Origin of the sequence: Synechococcus sp. CS-1332 (genome assembly GCF_025127995.1) — a bacterium.
Taxonomy (GTDB): Bacteria; Cyanobacteriota; Cyanobacteriia; order PCC-6307; family Cyanobiaceae; genus Cyanobium.
The window spans coordinates 70,261-93,154 of the sequence record NZ_JAHLYP010000014.1; the positions used below are offsets into that span (position 1 = coordinate 70,261).

Annotated in this window: 25 protein-coding genes and 1 riboswitch; of the genes, 6 read left to right on the forward strand and 19 right to left on the reverse strand. The window is 66.9% G+C overall.

The annotated features are described in order from the left end of the window. Window positions 1-85 precede the first annotated feature (85 nt). From KQ305_RS02705 to KQ305_RS02725, 5 genes are all read right to left on the reverse strand, one after another. Entirely contained in the window at window positions 86-514 is a 429-nt protein-coding gene (locus tag KQ305_RS02705) for a Hepatitis C virus core protein (protein ID WP_259723909.1), read from the reverse strand. A gap of 13 nt (window positions 515-527) precedes the next feature. Next, window positions 528-893, reverse strand: coding sequence for a hypothetical protein (locus tag KQ305_RS02710; RefSeq protein ID WP_259723910.1), 366 nt, complete (start codon window positions 891-893; stop codon window positions 528-530). A gap of 70 nt (window positions 894-963) precedes the next feature. After that, window positions 964-1,656 (reverse strand): pirin family protein, encoded by a 693-nt coding sequence (locus tag KQ305_RS02715; protein ID WP_259723911.1) that lies wholly within the window; start codon window positions 1,654-1,656, stop codon window positions 964-966. Between the two features lie 13 nt (window positions 1,657-1,669). Continuing rightward, the gene (locus tag KQ305_RS02720) at window positions 1,670-2,188 is read right to left on the reverse strand and encodes an NAD(P)H-dependent oxidoreductase (RefSeq protein WP_259723912.1); all 519 of its coding nucleotides are present in this window, start codon (window positions 2,186-2,188) and stop codon (window positions 1,670-1,672) included. A 1-nt stretch (window position 2,189) separates the two neighbouring features. After that, window positions 2,190-3,257: an alkene reductase gene (locus KQ305_RS02725; protein WP_259723913.1), complete on the reverse strand. Its 1,068-nt coding sequence runs from the start codon at window positions 3,255-3,257 to the stop codon at window positions 2,190-2,192. A 146-nt stretch (window positions 3,258-3,403) separates the two neighbouring features. Between KQ305_RS02725 and KQ305_RS02730 the strand changes: the two genes are divergently transcribed. Continuing rightward, window positions 3,404-3,760 carry a helix-turn-helix domain-containing protein gene (locus KQ305_RS02730; protein WP_259723914.1) on the forward strand — a complete coding sequence of 119 codons (357 nt, stop codon included), beginning with the start codon at window positions 3,404-3,406 and terminating at the stop codon, window positions 3,758-3,760. Here KQ305_RS02730 and KQ305_RS02735 read toward each other — a convergent pair. From KQ305_RS02735 to KQ305_RS02750, 4 genes are all read right to left on the reverse strand, one after another. Then, window positions 3,669-5,672 (reverse strand): glycosyltransferase, encoded by a 2,004-nt coding sequence (locus KQ305_RS02735; protein WP_259723915.1) that lies wholly within the window; start codon window positions 5,670-5,672, stop codon window positions 3,669-3,671. The genes KQ305_RS02730 and KQ305_RS02735 overlap by 92 nt on opposite strands. Before the next feature lie 659 nt (window positions 5,673-6,331). Then, window positions 6,332-7,579, reverse strand: a complete 1,248-nt coding sequence (glnT, locus tag KQ305_RS02740) for a type III glutamate--ammonia ligase (RefSeq protein ID WP_259723916.1) — start codon at window positions 7,577-7,579, stop codon at window positions 6,332-6,334. 46 nt (window positions 7,580-7,625) lie between these two features. Then, on the reverse strand, window positions 7,626-8,657 hold the full coding sequence (locus KQ305_RS02745; protein ID WP_259723917.1) for an alpha/beta fold hydrolase: 1,032 nt from the start codon (window positions 8,655-8,657) through the stop codon (window positions 7,626-7,628). A gap of 11 nt (window positions 8,658-8,668) precedes the next feature. Next, window positions 8,669-9,640, reverse strand: coding sequence for a fatty acid desaturase (locus KQ305_RS02750; RefSeq protein WP_259723918.1), 972 nt, complete (start codon window positions 9,638-9,640; stop codon window positions 8,669-8,671). 171 nt (window positions 9,641-9,811) lie between these two features. On the opposite strand from KQ305_RS02750, the gene KQ305_RS02755 reads away from it, so the two are divergent. Next, entirely contained in the window at window positions 9,812-10,666 is an 855-nt protein-coding gene (locus KQ305_RS02755; protein WP_259723919.1) for a sugar phosphate isomerase/epimerase, read from the forward strand. A 22-nt stretch (window positions 10,667-10,688) separates the two neighbouring features. Then, window positions 10,689-10,898 (forward strand): hypothetical protein, encoded by a 210-nt coding sequence (locus tag KQ305_RS02760; protein WP_259723920.1) that lies wholly within the window; start codon window positions 10,689-10,691, stop codon window positions 10,896-10,898. On the opposite strand, the gene KQ305_RS02765 is transcribed toward KQ305_RS02760, so the two are convergent. The 9 genes from KQ305_RS02765 to KQ305_RS02805 all read right to left on the reverse strand — a co-directional run bounded on the left by KQ305_RS02765 (window position 10,847) and on the right by KQ305_RS02805 (window position 18,837). After that, window positions 10,847-11,917 (reverse strand): aromatic ring-hydroxylating dioxygenase subunit alpha, encoded by a 1,071-nt coding sequence (locus KQ305_RS02765; RefSeq protein WP_259723921.1) that lies wholly within the window; start codon window positions 11,915-11,917, stop codon window positions 10,847-10,849. The genes KQ305_RS02760 and KQ305_RS02765 overlap by 52 nt on opposite strands. 10 nt (window positions 11,918-11,927) lie before the next feature. Continuing rightward, window positions 11,928-12,695: an ABC transporter ATP-binding protein gene (locus tag KQ305_RS02770; protein WP_259723922.1), complete on the reverse strand. Its 768-nt coding sequence runs from the start codon at window positions 12,693-12,695 to the stop codon at window positions 11,928-11,930. A gap of 6 nt (window positions 12,696-12,701) precedes the next feature. Next, a complete protein-coding gene (locus KQ305_RS02775; protein ID WP_259723957.1) occupies window positions 12,702-13,478 on the reverse strand; it encodes an ABC transporter permease in 777 nt (258 codons plus the stop codon). 5 nt (window positions 13,479-13,483) lie between these two features. Further along, window positions 13,484-14,494: an ABC transporter substrate-binding protein gene (locus tag KQ305_RS02780; protein WP_259723923.1), complete on the reverse strand. Its 1,011-nt coding sequence runs from the start codon at window positions 14,492-14,494 to the stop codon at window positions 13,484-13,486. Window positions 14,495-14,620: 126 nt separating this feature from the next. Further along, window positions 14,621-15,985: a type III glutamate--ammonia ligase gene (gene glnT / locus KQ305_RS02785; RefSeq protein WP_259723924.1), complete on the reverse strand. Its 1,365-nt coding sequence runs from the start codon at window positions 15,983-15,985 to the stop codon at window positions 14,621-14,623. After that, complete coding sequence (gene hypB, locus KQ305_RS02790) at window positions 15,985-16,686, reverse strand: hydrogenase nickel incorporation protein HypB (RefSeq protein WP_259723925.1); 702 nt, start codon at window positions 16,684-16,686, stop codon at window positions 15,985-15,987. Before hypB ends, glnT (KQ305_RS02785) begins: the two co-directional genes overlap by 1 nt. A gap of 6 nt (window positions 16,687-16,692) precedes the next feature. Further along, window positions 16,693-17,079, reverse strand: a complete 387-nt coding sequence (locus KQ305_RS02795; RefSeq protein WP_399230382.1) for a hydrogenase maturation nickel metallochaperone HypA — start codon at window positions 17,077-17,079, stop codon at window positions 16,693-16,695. Between the two features lie 19 nt (window positions 17,080-17,098). Beyond that, window positions 17,099-18,313 (reverse strand): agmatinase, encoded by a 1,215-nt coding sequence (speB, locus tag KQ305_RS02800; RefSeq protein WP_259723927.1) that lies wholly within the window; start codon window positions 18,311-18,313, stop codon window positions 17,099-17,101. A gap of 31 nt (window positions 18,314-18,344) precedes the next feature. After that, window positions 18,345-18,490, reverse strand: a riboswitch (guanidine-I (ykkC/yxkD leader). A gap of 68 nt (window positions 18,491-18,558) precedes the next feature. Beyond that, window positions 18,559-18,837, reverse strand: coding sequence for a DUF3136 domain-containing protein (locus KQ305_RS02805; protein ID WP_254958104.1), 279 nt, complete (start codon window positions 18,835-18,837; stop codon window positions 18,559-18,561). A 226-nt stretch (window positions 18,838-19,063) separates the two neighbouring features. Between KQ305_RS02805 and KQ305_RS02810 the strand changes: the two genes are divergently transcribed. From KQ305_RS02810 to ppk2, 3 genes are all read left to right on the forward strand, one after another. After that, window positions 19,064-19,222, forward strand: a complete 159-nt coding sequence (locus KQ305_RS02810) for a hypothetical protein (RefSeq protein ID WP_259723928.1) — start codon at window positions 19,064-19,066, stop codon at window positions 19,220-19,222. Between the two features lie 70 nt (window positions 19,223-19,292). Continuing rightward, window positions 19,293-19,451 carry a hypothetical protein gene (locus tag KQ305_RS02815; protein ID WP_259723929.1) on the forward strand — a complete coding sequence of 53 codons (159 nt, stop codon included), beginning with the start codon at window positions 19,293-19,295 and terminating at the stop codon, window positions 19,449-19,451. Between the two features lie 102 nt (window positions 19,452-19,553). After that, a complete protein-coding gene (ppk2, locus tag KQ305_RS02820) occupies window positions 19,554-20,516 on the forward strand; it encodes a polyphosphate kinase 2 (protein ID WP_259723930.1) in 963 nt (320 codons plus the stop codon). Here the strand turns inward: ppk2 and KQ305_RS02825 are convergent. Further along, a complete protein-coding gene (locus KQ305_RS02825) occupies window positions 20,507-22,891 on the reverse strand; it encodes a type II CAAX prenyl endopeptidase Rce1 family protein (RefSeq protein WP_259723931.1) in 2,385 nt (794 codons plus the stop codon). The genes ppk2 and KQ305_RS02825 overlap by 10 nt on opposite strands. Window positions 22,892-22,894: the final 3 nt, after the last annotated feature.

Below are 22,894 nucleotides of genomic sequence, written 5' to 3' on the forward strand. Positions count from 1 at the left end.
GAGGGGTATCCAATCCTTGTGCCGGGGGCCATCGGTGGTGCCGTTGATACAGAACGGCAGGTTGCCCGGCGGCCCGGGGCGGCCCTCAGCTGAGGTAGGAGCGGATCGACGGCCGGCACCAGAACACCAGTGCCGCCAGGGTCAGGGCCCAGGCCAGGGGAGCGGCCACGGCCAACAGGAGGCGCTCTTCACCCAGAAGCGCCAGGCGCACAATGCCGTAGGCCATCTCGATCGCCAGATCGAGCGACAGCGCCACGATCGCCAGCACCTGGCCCCACAGCCGCCACTTGAGCAACGCGACACAGGCCACCACCCCCAGGGCCACAGCAGGCAGCACGGCACTGGTGTAGACGGTGATGTTGGCCGTTCTCCAGACACTGGTGAGAAGGATCGCCGCCAGGCCCAGGGGCAGGACCAGCACGTTGGCCACGAGTCCGAGCCAGGCCAGCACGCGGTAGCCGCGGGGCGGCTGCAGCTCCGCAAGGGCGCCAGGGGTCGTCGAGAGCGTCTGCATCCGGTTGATTCTCTCAGTTGCGGTCAGGCAGGGCGCCGTCCCGGTCGGATCGAAACACCAGGTCAAGGTCCGGCATGACCTGGGCCGCAATCGCCACCAGGTTCTCGAACAGCTGCTTGGTGTGGGGCGCGCCGGCCCCCATGGCCTCCCGGCTCATCAGCACCAGTTCCAGCACAGGACCGTCCGCCTTGGCCTGCACATCGGCGATCAGCTGCAATCGCAGCATTTCGTACTCCCCCCGGACCATGGCGCTGAGATGGGCCGGCGAGCGATGCTCCACGTCGGCGTGGAACCGGAGGATCAGGGGATCGAGCCGAGCAATGAGCTCCGTTGCCGGCAGCGGCAGCTGTGGCCTGAAGAGGAGCAGAAAACGGGCCATGGCTTCCAACTGTTCCCCCCATCCTGAAGCCGTGTCGAGGTTGTGCACCACCCGGGCCCGCCAGCTCCACTCAGCGCAGTTCGAACAGCAGCAGATCCGCCCCATCGGCACCGGCCTCGAAGCTGTCCGGGGGGAGCGCAGCGAAGCCCAAGCCGTCACCCCGCTGCAGCGGCCGGCCGAAGGCCGTCCCCTGGCCATCGATCACCTGCAGCCAGCCTGTGGCATCCGCAGCGATGGCCAGCGTCAGCCGATCCCCCGCAGCAGGTCGTGCCCGCCATAAACGCACGTCCCGGTTGATGGCGAGGGCCTCCTGCCGCCCATCCGGATCCAGGAGTGGGGTCCAGCCTGGGCGGAGCTGGAACGGCTCCTGGCGGTAGGCGGGGGCATGGCCCTCGCGGTTCGGTTCGATCCAGATCTGCAGCAGACGGCAGGCGCGCTCGCCCTGGTTCATTTCGCTGTGCACCACGCCGGTGCCGGCGCTCATCGCCTGCACCTCTCCGGCCCGCAGCACCTCGCTGTGACCCATGGAATCGCGATGGTTGAGCTGGCCCTCCACCATCACCGTGACGATCTCCATGTCCCGGTGGGGGTGCATGCCGAAGCCGCGGCCGGCGGCGATCGTGTCGTCGTTGATCACCCGCAGCGGCCCGAAGCCCATCCAGGCCGGGTCGTGGTGGTGGGAGAAGGAGAAACTGTGCCAACTGTCCAGCCAGTCCAGCTGGCTATGGAACCGTTCTCCGGCAGGACGGAAGACAAGAGTCATGGGGGGAGGGTCGTCAGGGTTGGATCAGGTCCATCCGCTGGAGGCGGTGCACGATGTCGTCGATGCTGCTGTCCTTGGCGGGGTTGTGGTGGCTGCTGGAGAGCTGGCGACCCACCACATGGGCCCCGAGGTGGGCCAGCTGGATGCGCAGCACGGCCAGCACCTCCACCCCCGGGCCGCCGGAATGGGTGGCGATCGCGATCGGGCGGCCATTGAACAGGGTCCGGAACCCTTCCCCCTGCACCGAGAGCCAGGCGATGGCACTGGTCAGCACCGGGGGTAGCGAGCCGTTGTATTCAGGGGCGCAGATCACCCAGCGGGGGGCGGCCCCGAGCTGTTCGCTGAGCGTGCCCACCTCAGCGGGAAGACCGGCTTCGGCGTGGACGCGCGGGTTGTAGAGCGGCAGGGAGAGGCCCGTGAGATCGAGCACCTCGGCCCCCATGCCGCGGGCGTGAGCTGCGGCGGCAAACCGTTGCGAGAGTGTCAGGTTGTTGCCGTTACTGGCACTGAGCACCAGAAGATCGGGGGGCATCTCAGGCGGCCTCCAGGAAGGGGTAGTCGGTGTAGCCGGCTGGACCGGCGGTGTAAAACGTGGCTGGATCGGGGTCCTGCAGTGGGGCTCCGCGGCGGAACCGTTCAGGCAGGTCGGGGTTGGCCAGGAAGGCATTGCCGAAGGCCACCGCATCAAGCTGGCCGGCGGCGATGGCCGCGTTGGCTTCCTCGGCGCTATAGCCCATGTTGCCCACCAGCACCCCACCAAACCCTGCGCGGATCGGGGTGAGCACGTCGCCCGTCTGCTGGCCGAGGAAGTCACTCCGCATCACGTGCAGGTAGTCCAGTCCGGTGGCATTCAGCCGCTCGGCCAGCCAGCTGGAGAGTCCGATGGGGTCGCTGTCCACCATGGCGTTGTACCCATTGAGGGGCGAGATCCGCAGGCCCACCAGGGGTGATTCGCTTTGAACGGCCTCCAGCACCTCCAGCAGCAGCCGGGCCCGGTTGCCGATCGGTCCTCCGTAGGGACCGCTGCGCCGGTTGCTGCCGTCCCGCAGGAACTGATCGAGCAGATAGCCGTTGGCGCCATGCACTTCCACCCCGTCGAAGCCGGCGGCGGTGGCATTGCGAGCGGCCTGCCGGAACCCGGCCACGATCGCCGGCAGTTCGTCATCGGCCAGCTCCCGGGGGACGACATAGGGCTGCTTCCCTTCGGGGGTGTGAACCTCGTCGCCGGTGATGGCGATCGGGCTCGGCGCCACCGGCTGACGGCCCTCGTTGAGCAGGGGGTGGCAGGCCCGACCGCCATGCCAGATCTGCAACACGATCCGCCCACCGGCGGCGTGCACCGCTTCGGTACTGAGCCGCCACCCCTCCACCTGGGCCGGTGAATGGATACCGGGCTCGTGCCAGAAGGCGGAGTTGCCCTCCATCGCCATGGTGGCCTCGGCAATCACCAGGCCGGCACTGGCTCGCTGCTGGTAGTAGGTGGCCATCAGCAGGCCAGGGACATGGCCAGGTTCGGCGCGAGCGCGGGTGAGGGGGGCCATCAGCACCCGATTGGGCAGCTCCAGCGGACCCACCGTCAGAGGGGTGAACAGGTCGCTCATCGTGTGGAGACCAGCAGGGGGGAGTGGGAAGGCCCTGGGCCGGGCAGGATTGATAAGTTCATGCAGCGACTTTGGCGGACGCGTACCGTGCCTGACAAGAACGCACCGAATGGTGCCTGGGTCACCCGCTGGTAACCCCCGTACCCGTGACGACGTTTCTCGACGATCCCGAGGGCACCGGAGACCACCAGCCTTGTCCGGCCGAACTCGCTTTGCGGGTGATGCGTGGCCGCTGGAAGTTGATGATCGTGCGTGAGCTCAGCGGCGGTGTGCGGCGCTTCTCGGCCTTGCAGCGGTCGCTTGTGGGCGTGAGCCACAAGGTGCTGACGGCCCAGCTGCGGGAACTGGAGGCTGATGCCGTGGTGTGGCGTCGCGTCTTCAGCGAGGTGCCGCCCCGGGTGGAGTACGGACTCACCGAACGGGGTCAGGCGCTGCTGCCCGTGCTGGAAGGTCTGCATGCCTGGGGAGCGGCAGTGCCCCCTGCGGTGGAAGCTGGGGAATGAGGCTGCGGCGGAACCAGCTCTCCGGACCGATCCGCTCCAGCATCCGCAGCAGCACCAGCGGCAGGGTGCGCAGCTCAAAGGGCGCCCGCAGGGTGGGCCAGAGTCCCTCGCGTCGGTAGAGCAAGGTCTCGAGCTGATCCCGCTCGAAGGGCGTGAGCGGTCCCCAGGTTCCGCCGATGGCAGCGGCGCGCTGGGCCACCGGCACGAACGGCAGTGTTCGGCCCGGCAGCAGGCCCTCCAGGGTCAGGGGGCCTCTCGCCTCCAGACGCCTGGAATCAACTCCGCTCTCCAGGCTGAGTTCGGCGCCCGTGGCGCTGATCGCCTGAAGCCGTCCCGGCACCATCTCCCCCTGGTGGTGCAGGCGGACCGGGAGGCACAGGGCGAACCAGGGCACCCCATCACTCCGGGGCCGATCCCAGCAGCTCCGGATCGCCAGCAGCAGCAGCAGACCGTTGAGCAGGCTCCAGCCCAGCAGCACCCCGAGGGTGGCGGCCGAGACCGGCAGCGCCGCCCCCTGGCTCACCAGCAGCGGCTGCCGACCGGACGCCAGGTTGCCCAGGGCAAGAAGTTGCAGACCGAGCAGCACCAGCAGCGGCAGCAGCAGGCCCATATCGGGGCCGGTGGCTCCGATGCCGGTCACCGCCTTCGGGGTGACCCTGAACCGGCGCGGCCGCCCCAGGGCCGTGGACACCACGGCGGCGCAGATGGGCAGCAGGAAGATCCAGCGGTAGAGCTCCGGCAGGATCGCTGCACGGGCGTGGCCGCTCAGCCAGCGGGTGAGCAGCAATTGACAGAGGAAGAACGGCAGGGCAACGCTGACCAGCGCTTCCCTGCCGATGAGGATCGGCGCAATCCCCAGCAGGCCCAGGCTGAGCGGTGTGCAGAGCAGCACCAGCTGGGCCGGGAAACTGAACCAGTGCAGGATGCCTTCGCCGTAGGCCAGCCGTTGCAGCGGACTGAGCCCTGGGATGCGCAGCGGGTCGGCGCCCGTGCGCAGGGTCTGCAGCGAACCGCTGCCCCAGCGGCAGCGTTGCCGGGCCATGGCCGCCGCCGTGAAGGGGGCCAGGCCGGCGCTGAGTTTCTCCGAGAGGTAGTGGTTGCGGTAGCCCGCGGCGGTGATCCGGATACCGGTGGCGAGATCCTCCGAGGGGGTGGCCGTTTCGAAGCCCCCCACCCGATCCAGGGCATCGCGCCGCATCACGAACGAGGTGCCGGCGCAGACCACCGCATTGAGGTTCTGACGGGTGGGCTGGATCCAGCGGTAAAAGCTTTCCTCATCCGGCAGCAGCCAGCGCTCCAGGCGCAGGTTGCGCATCACCGGATCGGCGTTCATGTAGCTCTGGGGGGTCTGCACGAAGCCCACGGACGGATCTGTAAACAGGCCGACCGTGCGGCTCAGGAACGGCCGCAGGGGCACCACATCGGCGTCGAACACCGCCACCAGATCGCCCTGGCAGTGGCGCAGACCGTGGTTGAGGTTGCCGGCTTTGGCATGACGGTGGTCTTCCCGGGCGAGATAGCGGCAGCCAAGGCGGTCACAGAGCTCCGCCAGCTCCGGCCGCCCGGCGTCATCGAGCAGCCAGACCGTGAGCTCCGGGTAGTCCATCGCCAGGCAGCCCCGCAGGCAACGCTCCACCAGGTCGGCCGGTTCACCGCAGCTGGGCACCAGCACATCGACCGCCGGGGACGGCAGGGGGACCGGGGTCGCCTCAGGCGCGGGCCGCTCGGGTAGCAGGGTGAACCAGAGTTGCAGGAAGAAGCCGGCCAGCAGCACCAGCTCAGCCGCCAGCGTCAGCAGGCTCAAGCTGGCAGCCAGGGGGGTGGCCAGGTTCAGGCTCGCGCTCAGGCGCCAGCTCAGGTAGCGGGCCCCCAGCAGCGTCAGCAACAACACGGCCCAGGGCAAGCGCGTCATCAACCCTGACCAATTGTTAAGCAAACCTAGGTGGTTTCCACGGACCACGGGCCAGGGCCGTTGGCCACGTTCCAGGGTCAGAACTCCCCCCTCGATGCCAGCGGAGCCCATGAAAAAGCCCGGCATTCATGGGAGCCGGGCTTGGGTGGAACGGCGATCGTTCCTGTCTTGTGTTGTTGAGTCTGATGATGTCGGTGTGTGATTGGACGATCAGAAGGGCTGACGATCAGGTCCTTGGGGACCGTTGATGGGTGATGACGAAGGGGGCCGAGGATGCCAACTTCGTTATGAACGCGCCATCGAAAAGAGGTCAGCTGGGCTGGGGATCCGTAGGAGTCCCCGGGGGGTGGTTTTCGGAGTCGGAGCTGCTGGTGGTGGCACCTGGGGCCGAGGCATCCAGGGGCTGGTTTCCGTAGACCCGTGGGCACCTGAACGATGCATCGGGTGATCTGCAAGAGAACGGGAAACCTGTTGTGGGAACAAGACTGTTGGAGCAGGGGCCTGCCGTCAACGAACTCCTGAAATCTGACCGGGTGGTGTCTCTTCCATCGCTGGAGCCTCCTGGTTGATGCACTTACTCTCTCCCTTCTGGCCTTCCCTGGCTATAGGCAGTTCTGCTGATCTTCCACCGGCCTCGGGATGACGTACCCCTGGCGATCTCAGCCATCGCTGCGCTGGGCCACGAGGGCTTCGTAGGCCGAGCAGAACGCCTCGCCCAGGGAGTCCCGCAGCGGTCCGTCGTGGCGGAACGCCTCCAGGGCATCGGCCTGACAGGTGGGCAGGGAGGGAGCACCGTCCGGTGCCTGCACGTAGGTGTTCAGATCGCTGCGGGGGCCGGGTTCGAGGCGGCGCTCAATGCCGTCGAGCCCCGCCGCCAGCACGGCGGCCTGGAGCAGGTAGGGGTTCGCGGCGCCGTCACCCAGGCGCAGTTCGATCCGCTGGTCGTCGGGGATGCGCACCATGTGGGTGCGATTGTTGCCGCCGTAGCTGATCCAGGAGGGCGACCAGGTGGCGCCGGAGCTGGTGACGGACCTGGCCAGCCGCCGGTAGCTGCCGGCCACCGGATTGGTGAGGGCGCAAAGGGCCGGAGCATGGACCAGCAGGCCAGCGACAAACTGATAGGCGAGTTCCGACAGACCCTTCTCCCCCGCCGGGTCGTGAAACACGTTGTGCCCGGCTTCGTCCCAGAGGGAGGCATGCAGGTGGGCGCCGTTGCCGGTGAGGGCCGCAATCGGCTTGGGCTGGAAGCTCACCCGCGCCCCATGGCGTTCGGCCAGGGAGGCCGCCATGACCCGGAAGAAGGCATGGCGATCGGCGGTCAGCAGCGATTCGGCATAGGTCCAGTTGAGTTCGAACTGGCCGTTGGCGTCTTCGTGATCAGCCTGGTACGGCCCCCAGCCAAGGGTCTCCATGCCCTCCAGCAGCTCACTGATCAGGGGGTAGTGCCGCATCAGGGCCAGCTGGTCGTAGCAGGGCTTCGACTGCCGGTCGAGGCCATCGGCGATGGCGTCCCTCTCCGGGTCCATCAGGAAGAACTCCGCCTCCACGCCACTGCGGAACTGCAGGCCCAGGGCGGCCGCCCGGGCAATCTGGCGCTGCAGCACACGCCGGGGGGACTGCTCCAGCGCCAGCCCTTCCACCTGCAGATCGGTGGCCACCCAGGCCACCTCGGGCTGCCAGGGGAGCACCATCAGGCTGGTGGGGTCGGGGAGCGCCAGTACGTCCGGGTCCGCCGGCGTCATGTCGAGCCAGGCGGCGAAACCGGCGAAGCCGGCTCCGGAACGGGCCAGTTCGGCGGCCGCGGCCGCCGGTACCAGCTTGGCCCGCTGCACCCCGAAGAGATCGCAGAAGGAGAAGAGGAAGTGCCGGATGCCATGGGTGGCGGCAAAGCGGGCCAGGTCGGTCATCGGGAAGTGGTGAGAGGAGATTGGGGGCCAAGGGGCCTGGAGGCTGTCAGCCGGCGCAGAGCCGGTCCACGGCGGCCCGCAGCTGGCGCTGTTCGGCCGGGGCGTCGCGGGGATTGCCGGCCCGGTGGCCCAGGTCGGATTCGAGGACCTCGAAGTGGGCACCGCTGATCAGGGCGGCTTCGGCCCCACAGTCCTCGGGGGTGAAATAGAGGTCGTGGCGGCCAGCGATCACGGCCGTGCGGGCCCGGATCCGGCCCAGGGCTGCGGCCAGGTCGGCGGCGGCGTCCGCCGTGGCGATTCCGGCGGCGGCGGCCACGTCGTTCGCCAGCCAGACGTCCAGCATCGCCAGCAGGTCATGGGGGTCGTGGCGGCGGTAGGCCGGCAGCCAGGCCTCCTCGACGTAGGCCTCGACGCTGGCGTAGCCCAGCTGTTGATGGGCGCCACGGCGGTAGAAGGGCTGGCTGGCGGCCCAGCTGGCGTAGATGAGGGCAAAGGTGCGCAACCCTTGCTCCGGCACGCCCCGGAAGCGGAGCCCATCCCAGCTGGGATCGGCGGTGAGGGCCTGGCGCAGGCTGAGCAGGAACACCCGGTTGTGGGGGGTGGTGCGCGCCGTGCCGCAAACACAGCAGATCCTCTGGGTCCGCTCCGGCTCCAGCACGGCCCAGTGGTAGGCCTGCTGGGCGCCCATCGACCAGCCGTAGATCAGGGCCGGTGAACGCACGGCGAACTCCTCCTCCAGCAGCCTGCGCTGGGCGGCCACGTTGTCGCGGTGATCGACGGGCCAGCGGCCGCCGGCCAGTCCTGGAGCACCGGTGCTCGGGCTGCTGGAGCGGCCGTTACCGAACTGGCTCACCAGCACCACGCACCAGCGCTCCGGATCCAGGATCGGACCCACCACCCAGTCGATGTCCTCGGGCCAGGCGCCATAGGAACTGGGGTAGAGCACCAGGTTGGAGCGGTCCTCGGCCAGGGTTCCGTAGACCCGGTAGTCGAGCGAAGCGGCGGGAAGCAATCCCCCACCGGCGAGGGGAACATCCCCAAGCGCGAAGCGGCGCGGGGGAGCGAGGGAGGGTGGCAAGGGATCAGGACTCAGGGGAGGGCGAGCCGGGCGGGATCGCTCAGGAAGCCGCGATGCACGGCCAGATAACCAGGATCGAGATGCACCTCATGGGGGGCCAGATGGCCGTGGGCCTCGGCCAGGGCGTGAAAGGGCAACGAGGGGTAGAGGTGGTGCTCGACGTGGAACGGCATCTCCCACATCAGCCCGCGCAGGGGCGGCAGGGTAATGGTGGTGCGGGTGTTGCTGAGGCCGTCGGTGCCGGTGCTGCAGCCGCCGTGCTCGGCCATCAGCACGAAACGCAGCAGGGGCTGGCCGACGGCGAGGGGCAGCAGCCAGAACCAGAACAGGGCGCCGTTGGCCTGCCACAGGGAGGCCGCCAGCAGCACGGCGTAGACGGCGAACTGAAGCCGGATGGAACGGGTGACGGCCGCCGTGGCCTCGGCGGGGATGTAGGGCCTGCCGCCGAAGTCACCGCGCAGGCCCGCGGCGTGACCCTGGATCTTGCCGATCCACCAGGGCAGGCCGCTGAGCTCCAGCAGATAACCACCCAGGGAGCTGGGGGGCGCTTGCTCAAGCTCGGGATCGAGGCCCGGCTGGTGGGTGAAGCGATGGTGCCACTGGTGGTAGCGGCGGTAGTAGTCGGCGTTGTAGAAGCTCAGTACACCGGCCCACCAGGCCACGATGTCGTTGGCGCCCTTGCTGGCAAAGGCGGTGCGGTGACCGCACTCGTGCATGGCGCAGAAGCCGAAGGCCAGCCCCCAGCCGAGCAGCAGCAGACCCACCAGCCGCAAGGCCCAGAGGACAGCGGTGGGCAGCGCGGGAAACGCAGGGCAGCTCCAGAGCAGGGCACCAACCGCCAGCAGTGTGAGATGGAAGGCCAGCTGCCGCCAAGCGGGACCATCGCTGCGTTCGTTGAGACGCTGCAGCAGGGGGCCTGAGAGCAACGGAGAGGCGGTTTCCGGGCCGGTTGCCGGTGGTGCGGAGGAGGGTGAAGCGGTCACGAGGGGGGCAGCTGGCTTGCCGAATGGGAACACCGAACCCCACTGTCCCGCTCGCGGTCGACCCGACACCGTTCGTGGTGGACAGTTGAATCGGGTGTGGCGTCTGGTGCATCTGGTTACCCGTCCCCGATCTGCGGCAGGGAAGAGTGGGTCTCGCTTGAGGCGGATCCGGTGACGTCCCTTCAGTTCTTTTCCCTGTGGGGTTTCCAGGGCTCCCTGGACCTGGCCCTGGAGACCGCCGGGCGTGGCGGCTTCGACGGCTTGGAGCTGAACATCCGCCATCCCTGTCTGCTGGCTGACCCAGACAGCCCCGCCCGCCTACTGGACTGTGGCAGGCCCGTGGTGCTGGAGGTGGTCACCGGCGGCGGCTACGTGCCGGAGCTGGGGTGCACGCCGGAGCAGCACCTCGCGGAACTGGCGGAGTTGCTGCACGGCTGCGTCGGGCTGCGGCCCCAGCGGGTGACCGTGCTCACCGGCAGCGATGCCTGGCCGCTCGAGCGGCAACGCTCCTTCCTGGCCGCGGCGCTGGCGGTGGCTGAGGCCACCGGCCTGGCGGTGAGCTTCGAAACCCACCGATCCCGTTGCCTGGGCATGCCGTGGAGCATCGCCCCCCTGTTGGACGCCCTGCCCGGGCTGCGGCTCACGGCGGATCTGAGCCACTGGTGCGTTGTCGCTGAACGGCTGATGACCCCCGAGCTGGACCCAGTTCAGGCGATGGCCGATCGGGTGGATCACATCCACGCCCGGGTGGGCCATGCCCAGGGTCCGCAGGTGTCCCACCCCTTCGCTCCTGAGCATGCTGAGGCGCTCGCGGCCCACCTGGCCTGCTGGCAACTGTTCACCGAACGGGCGTTGGGGCGGGGGGCGCCGCCGCCGAGCTTCACGCCCGAATTCGGCCCGGACGGCTACATGCCCACCCTTCCCTTCACCGACCAGCCGGTGGCCGATCTGCTGACGATCAACACGGCGATGGCGCAGTGGTTGCGCCGCCGGTTCCCTGCCGCCGTCGGCGATAGCATGTGTTGATAGAGAAAAGAGTCAAACCGTGATGGATCTGATCGAAGCCCCGACCCCGGCAGCCACCCCTGCCTCCGAAGGGTCCGATCCCCGCCAGGCCGTGCTGGTTGCCTCCCTGCGCGCCCGCTACGCCATCGCGGATCAGCGCCAGGATGCGGACGCCAAGCGGGCCTTGTTCAAGGAAGCCGCCTACCTGGGCATCCGTCCTGACGCGTACCAGGGCCCCAGCAGCGCCGCGTAGATCGCCTGTTGGTGCAGGATCCGGGCCTCCAGTCGGTGGGGAGGTCCGGTGCGGAACCCTTCCCCGTATCCCTGTTGGGCGGATTCCACCAAGGCGCGGTCTTCGTTGAGAAAGCGGACCATCTCCGCCATCAGGGCCTCCCCCTCAACTCTGCGCGCTTCAGGACCCAGCAGCCATACCTGCATGGTGCAGCTGTTCAGTTCCTTGGGCAGGAACTGGATCATGGCCAGCCGCCCGTCGGGCCACACCAGCAGGTGGTTCCAGGGTGGCAGTCCGAAGGTGAGGAATTCGGCGTCCACCCTCGCCGAGTCGGCTGCCGTCTCCAGCCAAGGGGTGGAGAGCACATTGGCCCAGGTGCCAAAGCGATGGCTGTAGCCGCGCACGGGGCCCTGCATCCTGTGCAGGGTGGTGGGATGCGCGATGGCGACGTGGTAATCGTCGAGGGTGTTGTCGTGGGCGATCTTCCAGTTGCAGGCAAGGTTCTGGCCGTGAAAGGCCAGGGGTACCAGGGGCTGGGCCAGGGCAGCAGCGGCTTCCCGAAGCGGTAGGTCGAGCTGCTCGTCCAGCGGGATCGGATCGGCCCCGGGCGCCACCCAGATCAGGGAGGCCCGCACCTGGCAGCCAAGGCCCTCGAGCGGCCAGGCGCCACGATCGAACGGCTCGACGAACTCCGCTTCCCGGGCGGCCGCGAGCAGCGCGCCGTCCAGGTCATAGGTCCAGCCGTGGTAAGGGCACACCAGCCTTCGGCAAGCCACGGTCCCTTCGGACGGCTCGCGGAAGGCCACGGCCCGGTGGGGGCAACGGTTGCGGAAGGCCCTGACGACACCACTGCCGCTGTGGCAGAGCAGCACAGGCATCCCCAGCAGCTCCACCGCCCGGACATGGCCCGGGGGCAGATCGGCGGCGGCGGCGACGGGATGCCAGAACCGGGAGGCGTAGTGCTCCCTCTCCAGTGCGGCGACGGCCTCGGAGCGGTAGAGCTCCGTGGGCAGAAAGGCGGCTGTGGCGGTCGACTCCATGACAGGGCGCTCAGAGCAGGGAGCCATCCAGGCTGCGCAGACGGCCTGCCAGCTCCTCACGCAACTCAAGAAAGGGTTGGGACACCCTCAGGTGGCGCAGATCGGAACGGTCCAGCCGCACATCAACGGTATGAACGATCCTGCCCGGCCGCGGCGCCATGATGTGTACCGTGCCGGCGAGGAGCAGGGCTTCCTCGATGTCGTGGGTGATCAGCAGGGCCGTGAGTCCTGTGGTCTTCCAGAGGTCGTGGAGGAATTCCTGCATCGATTCCCTGATCTGCAAATCCAGGGCCCCGAACGGTTCATCCAGCAGCAGCACCTTCGGCTCGGTGGCCAGGGCCCGGGCGATGGCCACCCGCTGCTGCATGCCTCCGGAGAGTTCCCTCGGCAGCAGGCGGGCCGCATCGGCCAGGCCCACCACGTCGAGGAAGTAGGCGGTCCGCTCCCGGATCTCCGCCTTGCCCCTGCCCTGGAGCGACAGCCCGAAGGCGACGTTCTGGGCGGCCGTGAGCCAGGGATAGAGGCTGTATTTCTGGAACACCATGCCCCGGTCGGAGCCAGGGCGCCGCACCAGCTCGCCGTCGAGATGGATGCTGCCCGCGCTGGGCCGCTCCAGACCGGCGATCAGACGCATGACGGTGGATTTGCCGGATCCAGAGCTCCCCACCAAGGCCATGAACTGGCCCGAAACCAATTCGAAACTGATGTCCTGGAGCACGAGCTTGCAATCTCGCCCCTCGCCGAAGCTCTTGGAGACGTTGGAAACCTGTAGATGCATGGAATTTCAGTTAGCCCAGGAACAGGCCCGTCGCATCAGAAACCGGAAGCCGAGATCGATGAGTAGACCGATCAGTCCGATCACGATCAGGCCCACGAAGATCTCATCGGTGCGCAGGAATCTCTGGGCCAGGCTGATGCGCTTACCCAGGCCCTCGTTGGCCGCCACCAGTTCAGCAACGATCACGAGATTCCAGGCCGACGCCATGTTGATCCGGTAGGTGTCGAGTACCTGCGGGGCGACGAAGGGCGCCACCACCCTTGTAAGGATCGGCAAGCCACGGCCCCCGAGAGTGAGGGCCGTTTCCACCAGTTCGGAGGGAACAAACTTCACCGCATCCATGATCATCAAGGTGTTAAAGAAGAAGGTGCCGATGAAAATGAGCATCACCTTCGGGAGCTCTTCCAAACCGAAATAGATGATCAGTAGAGGGATGAAGGCTGGTGCCGGCATGTAGCGGATCAGAGCCATGAGGGGCTCTAGAAAGTTGCAGATCGTGCGATTCGTGCCCATGGCAATGCCGATCGGCAAGGCCAGACCGGCGGAGATCATGAAACCCAGAAACACCCTCCTGATACTGGCAACGGCGTCCGCCACCAGAATCCCTCGCTGAAACTGCTCAGTCCCCGCCAACCAAACTGCACCAGGCCCCGGCAGGAAAAGCTTGTCGACCAAGCCGCTGGAGGTGACCAGAAGCCACACTCCAAAAACCGTGAGGATGCCCAATACTCCCAGAACCCAGGGGTGGGAGAAAATGCGGCGCAGGGCGGAAGACCAGGCCATGGTGGTCAAGGAGCGTTGTTGACAAACTGGGAATTCAGCAGGTTGGTCAGGTCAGGTTTGCCCTTGGCCAGGCCCGTCTCCACCAGGAAGACGCTGATCTGCTCGGCGGCGTAGGGCAGCGACAGCATTGTGGTCCCCTGTTTGAAGTTGCTGCGGTTCTCCTCGAGGGTCTGAATCGTGGTGCCGGCGTTGTATTCCTTGAACTCAGCCTCGCTGACACCGGAGCGCTCCACCAGGATCGGCAGGGTGCCGGTTGGATCGTCCTTGATGGTCTTGAGCGTGGCGAACCAGGCGTTGACGATCTTCTGGACTTTCTCGGGATTCTTGGCGACGAACTCCGTGCGGCAGACGAGCAGATCGCTGATCGCGCCTGGATGGTCCTTGGAAGTGGCGAGGGCCCTGCTGCCCGGTCGCTTCAGGGCCTGGGTGGTGAAAGGGGCGTAGACGCCCGCCGCATCCACCCTGCCGGCGGAGAAGGCCGCTGCGGCGGCGCCGGTTTCCAGGGGGACGAAGGTGATGTCCTTGGCGGAAAGACCCGCGTCCTTGAGCACCTTCAACAACAGGAAGTGGTCGACCGTGCCTTCTTCGGCGGCGACCTTCTTGCCCTTCAGGCCTGGAATCGAGGTGATTTCCGCCGCGGCGATGATCTGGTCATTGCCCGTGGAGAAATCGTTCTGCAGCACCACCTGCAGGTCGGCACCGCCAGCCACGGAACTGATGGTGTCGTTCAAGGTCTGGCTGTTGCAGTCGAGCTGGCCGGCGTTGAGGGCGTTGATCGAGTCGAGGTAGCCATCAAACCACTGCATCGAGGCCGCCACGCCTTCGGCCTTGAACAGCTCCTTGACCTCGGTGACCTTCCAGGGGAACCAGCCCGGCCAGGCGCTGTAGCCGATTTTCACGGGCGCTTCCTGGCTCACCGGTTGCTGGCAACCGGCCAGCAATCCTCCCCCGAGGGTGGCCATAAGGACCAGGGAAATGGCCCGGCGTTGACGACGGAAGAAGGAGGGTTTCAACATCAGGAGATTCGGGGAAAGGATGGCGTCTGGAGATGGGGCTCAGGGCTGACTTCGGCGTTTTGGCCAATCACTCCGAGCGATGGTGTTCGCGGGGGTGGTGATTGTTGAAGCGCCTTTGAGAGGGGGTCAGAAGAACTCCAGATAACGTTGCTGTTCCCATTCGGAAACGGCGGAGTGGTAGGACTCCCACTCTTCACGTTTGTAGGTGATAAACGCCTTGAACATGGCATCACCGAATACGCTTTCGGCAAGTGGATCCCGGGCGAATGCCTCGACGGCCTCACCGAGGGTTCGCGGCAGCATGGTCAGGCCGCGTTCGGCCCGTTCCGCTGCGCTGAGTGTGTAGGCATTGACCAGATTGGGCGCGCCGGGATCGAGTTCTTCGCGGATCCCTTCCAGCCCGGCCGCGAGCATCAGGGCGGCGCCAAGATAGGGGTTGCAGGAAATGTCGGCAGCTCGGCATTCCACCCTTCCTCCGGGTGAGGGAATGCGCAGCATATTGGTGCGATTGTTGTTCCCGTAGCAAACGAAGATCGGTGCCCAGGTGAATCCTGACATGCTCCCCTGGGCCACCAGCCGCTTGTAGCTGTTGACCGTGGGCGCGATCACCGCACAAATGGCAGGCGCGTGGCGGAGCACGCCGGCGATGAAGTGCTCTGCCAGCCGTGTGACCTTCCCCGGGGTGGCCTCGGGGGTGGCGAACAGGTTGGCACCCGTCTGCCCATCCGCCAGGGACATGTTGAAGTGGGCGCCGCTGCCGGTGCGATCGCCGAAGGGTTTGGGCATGAACGTGGCCAGCAGGCCATGGCGATGGGCGATCTCCTTGGCCATGAGCTTGAAGAAGGTCAGCCGATCGGCCATGGTGAGAACTTCGGCGTAATCGAAGTCGGTTTCGAACTGGCCAGGGCCATCTTCATGATCGAAGGAATAGACCCCCCAGCCCAGATCGTTCATCGCCTGCACCAGTTCGTCCAGCCAGGGCAGGTTGTCAAGCAGGCCGCGCACGTCGTAGGCCGGTTTGTCGAGGGTGTCGCGATCGCTGTAGGGAACCCAGCCACCCGCCGCCCCCTTCTTGAGCACGAAGAACTCGGTCTCGATGCCTAGGTTGAAGCGGAAGCCCATGGCGGCGGCTTCCTGGCGGACACGGCCGAGGATGTGGCGGCTGCAGGCGTCGAAGGGCTGGCCGTGCAGGTGCAGGTCACTGGCGAACCAGGCCACCTCCCGCTGCCAGGGCAGCACCGTGACACTGGCGGGATCGGGGACGGCGGCCACCTCGTCATCGCTCACCTCCTGGGGAACGCCGTCGAGGGCCGCCCCGGTGAACAATTCGGAGCCGGCCATCATCTGGGCCAGATGCTCCAGGGGCACGGCCTTGGCCTTGCTCACCCCGTGCAGATCGACGAAGCTCGCCAGGGCGTAGCGGACGCCTTTGGCCCGCAGGTCGGCCTGCAGGGCTGCGGTCGGGTCGGAGGCTGGATGCTGGTGGCTCATCAGGCGTGGATCAGGGCGGGGGTGGATTGAATGGTGTTCAGCTGGGCGCCGAGCCAGTCGTGCCAGGCGTCGAAGCCCTCGCCGCTGGTCGCGGAGAGGCGGAACACGGCGGTGTGGGGGTTCACTAGGCGGATGTGGGCTTCGATCCGCTCCACATCCACCGGCAGGTGGGGCAGCAGATCGACCTTGGTGATCAGCACGCAGTCGGCTTCCCGGAACATGACCGGGTACTTGAGCGGCTTGTCGTCGCCCTCGGTGACGCTCAGGAGCGCCACCTTGCGATGCTCACCGATGGCGAATTCGGCGGGGCAGACCAGGTTTCCCACGTTCTCCACCCAGAGCAGATCCAGTCCGGCCGGATCCAGCCGCTGCAGCAGCAGTTTCAATCCGCCGCTCACCATGGCGGCATCGAGGTGGCAGGCCCGGCCGGTGGTGATCGGCACCACCGGAATCCCCACGGCCTCCAGCCGCTCGGCATCGAGCAGGGTGGTCATGTCGCCTTCGAGCACGGCCATGGCCCAGCGGCTGGAGAGGGCAGCGAGGCTGCGCTCAAGGAGCGAGGTCTTGCCGGCGCCTGGGCTGCTCATCACGTTGAGGCAGAGCAGGTTCCAGGCGTCGAAGTGCGCGCGGTTGTGGTCGGCCCGGTGCTGGTTGGCCGCCAGCAGGTTGAGGCCGAGGCTGTCTTCTAGGGGCATGTGCATGGCGGATCAGCAGGCGGGGGTGGGGCAGGGTGCGGTGGGCGGTGTGGTGGCGGTCTCGAAGCCGTAGGCGACGGAGCGGATCCGCAGCTCGCGGCCGCTGACGATCTCCTCCATCGGGTGCCGGCAGCAGGGGGAGCGGAAACCGTCGGTTGGCTCGGGGCTGTAGGTGGCCTGGCAACGGACGCAGCGCCCCACCAGGAGCACCGACTCGATCACCAGTTCGGACCCGTCGAGCCAGGTGCCCTTGACGGCATCGGACCAGGTGACCACCAGCTGGTCGGGTTCGACGCAGGTGAAGGTGCCCACCTCGAGGTGGACCCGATCCACCCGGGGCAGCCGGGGGGCGTGCTGCTGCTTCCATTCGTGCATGGAAAGGAGCAGGCAGCGGGTCATGTCGACTTCGTGCACGCCCCTATCTCCAGGCGCGGTCGACCTGCATGTTGCAGTCGCTGTGCAGCCAGGCAGGGACCGCCTTGCGGGGCAGCTGGCCGCTCACCACGAGGTGGGCCATGGTGTCGCAGATGACCCGGGTGGCCATCAGGGAGGTCATGTCGCTGACGTCGTAGGGGGGGGAGACCTCCACCACCTCAAGGCCGCAGACCGGCACGTTGCGCACGATCAGCTCCAGCAGCTTGAGGGCTTCACGTGGTAGCAGCCCCCCCGGCTCGGGCCAGCCGGTTCCCGGCACGAAACCGGCATCGATGCAGTCGATGTCGAAGGAGATGTAGACGCAGTCGGTGCCGTCGGTGGCCCGTTCGATGGCGAACTTGGCCGCCGCCTCCAGACCCATGTCGCAGATGTCGGTGACGGTGAGCACGTTGGTGCCCCGCTCACGGCAGACCTTCACCCCTTCGCGCGGCACCTGCCAGCCGCCGATGCCCAGCTGCACCAGGTTCTGGGCCGGGGCATTGTCCATGTTGGTCGCATGGAACCACGGGGTGGTGTGCATGCGTTCGTCGAGGTCGGTCTCCTGGGTGTCGACGTGGCGATCGAAGTGAATGATGCCCACCTTCTTGTCGCCGAGATGGCGGCAGACGCCCCGGACGGTGGGGAAGCCGATCGAGTGGTCGCCGCCCAGGATGATCGGGAAGGCCCCGCTGGCGAAGACGTGGGCGATGCCCTTGGAGATCTGGTCGAAGCTCTTTTCGTTGTTGGCGGGGATGGTGAAGATGTCACCCACGTCGCAGAGGGTGATCTGCTCCCGTAGGTCGACCCCCATTTCGTAGTTGTAGGGGGTGTACAGGGCCGAAATGCGCCGAATGCCCTGGGGGCCGAAGCGCGTGCCGGGGCGGTAGGTGGTGCCGCTGTCGTGGGGAACGCCCACCACCGCCACGTCGAATTCCCCGACCCGGTTCACGTCCTCGAGGTAGGGAGCCTTCATGAAGGTGTTGATGCCGGCGTAGTGGGGCAGCTCGCCGCGGGAGAAGGTGGAGATGCGCCGGTCGACGATGCTGCTGGCAGCCTCCAGTCCATAGCGAAGGCCCTGGTCGACCTCCTGCTGCCAGCCCGTCAGGGGGAGGGCCGCTTCCTTCTCCAGGGCCCTGGCCCCTTCACTGCCAGCCGGGTGAATACCCCGATCAAAGGCGTCGGCCGCATCGGCCGCGCTGCCGCTGGACGGTTCGATCATGCAGACCTCTGGGCACGGTGGGAATGGGGCGGTCTCCCGGGCTTTTATCCCTCCGTGCCATTCACTGCTGAGGACGTGATGTCCCCGGAACAGCGAATGCGCTCCTCTCGGACCAGACATCCATTCCATTGCCGGCAGTGCCAGCGTTGGTGGACCGGAACCCTAGAAGCAACTTCCGCTTTCGGATGCTGAAGCCCCTTGGGACTAACTGTTGTGACGGTTGCTACCGGATCAATCCGATCGGCTCAGGTGGGGCAGGGGAGACCGGCCGCCTTGCGGTTGGTTTCGCGCCGCAGCAACAGAAAGAGGTAGTCGGGGTCCTTGTACTGGCTCGGCAGGCATTGGTGCAATTGCTCGAGGCGGTGCCAGCAGACCGTGCGCTGGATCTTCTTCAGGGTTCGTCCTTCGCGGACCAGAAGGCGCAGGGCCTTGCAGTACATCGAATAGTTGGCCTCCAGTTCACCGATGGTGACTTTCGGAATCGTGGCCTTCGGCAGGGACGCTGGAAGCGATCGGGCGCTCATCGGCCATCCTTCGGGGCAGGCCCCGCAGAGATCGTTTCACTCTCGTTCATGGCCGGCCATCGCGCGCCCCCCAAACGGGGACATTGCCGCTGGACGCACCGCTAGGGGACCGCTGCTGTCGGCTGTGCCGATGGTCTGACCGTGGGGTTTCGCTGACCAGAACGCCGCGCCGGTGCTGCGTCCCTTCCGATTCAGTTAAGGTTTTGGCAACGGATCAACACTCGGCATGAACGCAGACCATCCCGTTCTGAATGCGCTGCTGGAGCAGCTCCGCTCCCTCAATGAGCAATACACCTGTCTCCCCAACGAGATCAACCGCTACAGGGTTGTGCGGCAAGAGCAGCTGATCGCCCAGTGGGCCCCAGGCTTCAGCGTTGCTGCCTGAGCGGCCCACAGCCCACAATCCCTGCATTGATTAATTTCCAATAAGATATCGATACTTCTCTGGCGAGGCCATGAACAAAAATCATCCCGTCTACCACTCGCTGGTCTCCAGGCTTGAGAGCCTCAAGGATCAGTACCGGCGCAATCCCTGCGAGACAAGCCGCTATCGGCTGGTACGACAGGAGCAGTTGATCGCCCAGTGGGTCCAGACCTCCGATTTTCCCACCTGAGGGTGAGTCAGCGACGTTGCCCATTTGTCTCAGGGTGACCATTGTTGCCGTCTCTCGGCCGTGGATGGGCTATTCCGTCAACAGCTCACCTTCCACACTGGCATGGGTAAGAAAGACAAAAGTGGTGCCAAGGTCAAGGCCGACACGTCCAAGGCGCTGAGCGGCAAGGTTAAGTCCGAAAAAAAATCGGGCAATGGCCACCGATCCGGGGGGATCAGTGAGTCGGATCTCTACCACCCCTCACCCTTTTTCGACGACCTCGCCACCCATCCAGAAGGACGTCCCACCAAGCTGGATCGGAAGTTCTACGAGAAGGAACTGGCCCGGCTGCAGGTGGAACTGGTGAAGATGCAGTACTGGGTGAAGCATGTGGGCTACCGCATGATCCTGCTGTTTGAAGGCCGTGACGCCGCCGGCAAGGGCGGCACCATCAAGCGCATCACCGAGCCCCTCAACCCCCGCGGCTGCAACGTGGTCGCCCTGGGCACCCCCTCCGACCAGCAGAAGTCCCAGTGGTACTTCCAGCGCTACGTCGAGAATTTCCCTTCGGCCGGGGAGATCGTTCTGTTCGACCGGAGCTGGTACAACCGGGCCGGTGTCGAGAAGGTGATGGGGTTCTGCGCGCCGGAGCAGGTGGAGGAGTTCATGCTGTCCTGTCCGGAATTCGAGCGCATGCTCGTGCGCAGCGGCATCACCCTGATCAAGTACTGGTTCTCGGTCAGCGACGACGAGCAGGAGATCCGGTTCCGCTCCCGCCTCGAGGATCCCGCCCGGCGCTGGAAGCTCAGCCCGATGGACCTGGAATCCCGCGATCGCTGGGTGGAGTTCTCCCGTGCCAAGGACGAGATGTTTGCCCACACCAACATCCCGGAAGCTCCCTGGTTCACGGTGGAGGCCAATGACAAGCGGCGGGCCAGGCTCAACTGCATCCGTCACCTGCTCAGCAAGGTCCCCTACGAGGACATGACCCCGGCGGCGATCGAATTGCCCCCCCGCAAGAGCGGTGGCGATTACCAGCGCCCCCCGATGAACGAGCAGTTCTTCGTCCCCAACGCCTATCTCTGAGACCCCTGGCCGAGCCGCCAGCGGCCCCCCAGCAGCTCCAGCCAGATCAGCACCACCAGCCAGTGGATCAGCACCGGCGGCCAAAGGGAACCGGTGGCCTGGTAGGCGATCACACAGACCACCCCCAGCAGGCTGGCCAGGAGCAGGAAGCGGCCGTCGTCGAACAGGCGCCGTCCCTGGGGATACCAGAGCCGTCCGGCCAGTGGATGCCAGACCACGAACAGCCCCACGCTCAGGGCCCCCCAGGCAGCGCTCTCCCATCCGCCCAACCCATCGAGTGGGTGGGGCAGCAGGGCGGCCCGGAACAGGGTTTCTTCGATCAGGGACGGCGTCAGCAGCAGGATCACCGCCTGGCGCACCAGTACCAGGGGCCGCACCCGTGGCCGTTGCAGCGGCAGGAAGCCTGTCCAGCGCCCCAGCGCCAGGGCCATGGCGGTGTAGCCCCCCAGCAACAGGGCGACCAGGGCCAGCCCACGGCCGGTGAGCGGTGTGAAGACGGCATCCATCAGGCGGGGGAGGACCACTCCCACCAAGGGGAGTTGGCCCAGCAGCTGGGTCGGCGCCAGGGGGGCCAGGCGCTGGTCAGCTCCAGGAAGTTGGTTGGTGCGCACCAGATGCAGGCGGTCACCGTGGCGCAGGAACACCCCGGCCATCTCGTCATGGGCCCGGCGGGGCAACATGGAACGCCAGCTGAGCACCCCATCCCACAGTCTCCGGCTGGCCTTGAAGCGGTCGGGGCTATCGCCTGGACTGTCCATCAGGGAGGCGTTGTGGCGCCAGTCGCCGCGCACCATTCCAAAGGGGGTCAGCAGGGAATCAAGGGCCTGGGCCAGTGAGGCCAGCCGGGGCAGCTCGCTGCCGTCCAGCTCCCGGCGACGGCGACGCAGTTGGTCGATGGCAATCCAGAGGGCCTGGCTGGAGTCCTGCACGCAGGAGATGGCCGGGCTGACCAGGGACACCCCGACGCCGTCGCCGCTGCGATAGCGAGCCATCAGCACCTCCGCCTGGATCGCCAGTTCCTCCAGCAGTAGGGGGTCGGTCCGCACCAGCACGTCGGAGATGGGCCGCGTTCCCAGCCAGCCCCGCTGCAGGTTGCCGGTGTAGGCGCTCCAGTCCTGGCTGCCGGAGACGATGCCGTTGGGATTGTTGGCGTAGATCTGGTGGTAGCGCAGGTCGAAACGGGGCTGATCCGTAAAGGGATCGATCACCACCCGGGCGTCCCCGAAGGCGAAATGGCCGGTGACCGTGAAGGCGCTGATCGCTTCACCATCGGGGCCACCGATGCCGCCGAAGTTGTGGATCACCAGGGACCGGTCATCGGGTTGCCATGGGGCGTCTGCGCCGTCGGGACTCAGACCCACTCGGCTGACATGTCCGCGCCGGGTCTGGCCGTCGCTCCAGTTGACCCGGCTGATCTCGTTCAAGCCGGCGGTGGTGCCGCTCAGGAGCCGGTCGCTGGCCAGGGACGTGAGCAGGCGGGGCTCCAGGGCCTGGGCGGTGAAGGTCCCGTCGCCATCCGGGGCGCCGTAGAGGTACCAGCCGTCGGCGCCTGCTGGCGTCGCCAGCAGTCCCTCCGGGTCGAAAAAGCTCCGGCCGTGGCGATCGGGAGGCTGGCGGGGCAGCCGCACGTTCTCGATCGCGCCGCTGAATCCCTCCTGGCGTCGGTCGTAGTGCTGCACCTGGAAGCGTTCCGGATCCGCAGGATCGCGGGAAAGCAGCCGCACCAGCCCCACCCAGCGGCCGGTGCTCTGCAGGGGTGGACGGCCGATGCGGAGCATGGGTTCCCCATCCCATTGCTCACGTTCCACCTCCTCAAGCGCCACGGTGATGTCGTCGTGGGGATGGGCCCCGGCCAGGGTCTGCAGCGGCCCCACGTCATCGCGACCGTCGAGGCGGGTGGGCACCACATTGCCCTGCTGAGCCGCAAGGCGGGACTCGGCCCCGAGGCGCACCGGTGTTCGCACTTTCCCCACGAGGGCCCGGAGCCTCGGCGCGTCCTGCCAGCCCAGGCGCAGACGCCGGCCGATCAGGTCCTCCTGGCCAGCCGGGGCCTGCTCCACCTCCAGCCATACCCAGTCGCCGCTGCCTGTGGCCATCTCCGCCGCTGCCGGAAGGATCAGCCGTCCGAACCACTCGCCATGGGGCCGGTAGAGGGCCGGATCCGGCCGACGCTCCAGGGGATAGTGCTCTGGACGGTTGAAGGGGGCCCGCCAGGCCAGGTCGTAGCTGGTGGGCGGTGTGCCGCCAAGCGGGGCCGTCACCGCCCGCCCCAGCGGCAGGGTCAGCAGTGCCATGACGCCGAAGGCCATCAGGCCGGCAAGCCAGTGGCGGCGCTGGCGTGGACGCCACATCGGCACTGGCCGTTGCAGGGGCATCAG

Bases quoted from the DNA above. Each gene is read 5' to 3' on its own strand.
- KQ305_RS02795 (WP_399230382.1), bottom strand. From the start codon at position 17,079: ATGACCCGCTGCCTGCTCCTTTCCATGCACGAATGGAAGCAGCAGCAC.
- KQ305_RS02770 (WP_259723922.1), bottom strand. From the start codon at position 12,695: ATGCATCTACAGGTTTCCAACGTCTCCAAGAGCTTCGGCGAGGGGCGA.
- KQ305_RS02705 (WP_259723909.1), bottom strand. From the start codon at position 514: ATGCAGACGCTCTCGACGACCCCTGGCGCCCTTGCGGAGCTGCAGCCG.
- KQ305_RS02715 (WP_259723911.1), bottom strand. From the start codon at position 1,656: ATGACTCTTGTCTTCCGTCCTGCCGGAGAACGGTTCCATAGCCAGCTG.
- KQ305_RS02780 (WP_259723923.1), bottom strand. From the start codon at position 14,494: ATGTTGAAACCCTCCTTCTTCCGTCGTCAACGCCGGGCCATTTCCCTG.
- glnT (WP_259723916.1), bottom strand. From the start codon at position 7,579: ATGACCGACCTGGCCCGCTTTGCCGCCACCCATGGCATCCGGCACTTC.
- KQ305_RS02765 (WP_259723921.1), bottom strand. From the start codon at position 11,917: ATGGAGTCGACCGCCACAGCCGCCTTTCTGCCCACGGAGCTCTACCGC.
- KQ305_RS02825 (WP_259723931.1), bottom strand. From the start codon at position 22,891: ATGCCCCTGCAACGGCCAGTGCCGATGTGGCGTCCACGCCAGCGCCGC.
- KQ305_RS02805 (WP_254958104.1), bottom strand. From the start codon at position 18,837: ATGAGCGCCCGATCGCTTCCAGCGTCCCTGCCGAAGGCCACGATTCCG.
- KQ305_RS02775 (WP_259723957.1), bottom strand. From the start codon at position 13,478: ATGGCCTGGTCTTCCGCCCTGCGCCGCATTTTCTCCCACCCCTGGGTT.
- KQ305_RS02735 (WP_259723915.1), bottom strand. From the start codon at position 5,672: ATGACGCGCTTGCCCTGGGCCGTGTTGTTGCTGACGCTGCTGGGGGCC.
- KQ305_RS02725 (WP_259723913.1), bottom strand. From the start codon at position 3,257: ATGAGCGACCTGTTCACCCCTCTGACGGTGGGTCCGCTGGAGCTGCCC.
- speB (WP_259723927.1), bottom strand. From the start codon at position 18,313: ATGATCGAACCGTCCAGCGGCAGCGCGGCCGATGCGGCCGACGCCTTT.
- glnT (WP_259723924.1), bottom strand. From the start codon at position 15,985: ATGAGCCACCAGCATCCAGCCTCCGACCCGACCGCAGCCCTGCAGGCC.
- hypB (WP_259723925.1), bottom strand. From the start codon at position 16,686: ATGCACATGCCCCTAGAAGACAGCCTCGGCCTCAACCTGCTGGCGGCC.
- KQ305_RS02720 (WP_259723912.1), bottom strand. From the start codon at position 2,188: ATGCCCCCCGATCTTCTGGTGCTCAGTGCCAGTAACGGCAACAACCTG.
- ppk2 (WP_259723930.1), top strand. From the start codon at position 19,554: ATGGGTAAGAAAGACAAAAGTGGTGCCAAGGTCAAGGCCGACACGTCC.
- KQ305_RS02815 (WP_259723929.1), top strand. From the start codon at position 19,293: ATGAACAAAAATCATCCCGTCTACCACTCGCTGGTCTCCAGGCTTGAG.
- KQ305_RS02710 (WP_259723910.1), bottom strand. From the start codon at position 893: ATGGCCCGTTTTCTGCTCCTCTTCAGGCCACAGCTGCCGCTGCCGGCA.
- KQ305_RS02760 (WP_259723920.1), top strand. From the start codon at position 10,689: ATGGATCTGATCGAAGCCCCGACCCCGGCAGCCACCCCTGCCTCCGAA.
- KQ305_RS02810 (WP_259723928.1), top strand. From the start codon at position 19,064: ATGAACGCAGACCATCCCGTTCTGAATGCGCTGCTGGAGCAGCTCCGC.